The organism is Streptomyces sp. AC555_RSS877 (assembly GCF_019049245.1).
GTDB lineage: Bacteria > Actinomycetota > Actinomycetes > Streptomycetales > Streptomycetaceae > Streptomyces.
The window spans coordinates 1-515 of sequence record NZ_JAGMUK010000176.1 but is presented as its reverse complement, the minus strand read 5'-3'; the positions used below and the strand labels follow the sequence as shown (position 1 = coordinate 515).

Below are 515 nucleotides of genomic sequence, written 5' to 3'. Positions count from 1 at the left end.
GCACCACGCCAGTACTCCACCTGACGCGACAGCACACTTGCCGGATCACCCTCATCACCCAGCAACTCCCGCTGCCACAACGCATAATCCGCATACTGAACCGGCAACGCATCCCACACCGGCACCCGACCCTCACACCGCGCCCCATAAGCGAAGAGCAGGTCACGCTTGAGAGGAGCGGACGACCAACCGTCCCCCGCGATGTGATGCACCACCACCACGAGTACGTGCTCATCGGGACCCACCCCGAACAACCACGCACGCAGCGGAATCTCAGCACCCAGATCGAAGGCACATGCCTGCGCCTGCGCCACCGCACCACCGAGCTCGTCCTCACTCACCTCGGTGACGGCCAGCTCGAACCCGCACTCCTCCACCGACAGGATCTGCTGATACGGCTCCCCGTCCGCCACCGGAAACACCGTCCGCAGCACCTCATGCCGCCCCAGCACATCCAACAGCGCGCGCTCCAACGCCCGCCGGTCCAGCCCACCCGACAACCGCACCGCCATCGG

Annotated in this window: 1 protein-coding gene; it reads right to left on the bottom strand. The window is 66.0% G+C overall.

Annotation, left to right across the window (positions count from 1 at the left end):
• Window positions 1–515, bottom strand: a 515-nt coding sequence (locus tag KUM49_RS38390; protein ID WP_217241586.1) for a condensation domain-containing protein, incomplete at both ends; no start/stop codon positions are given.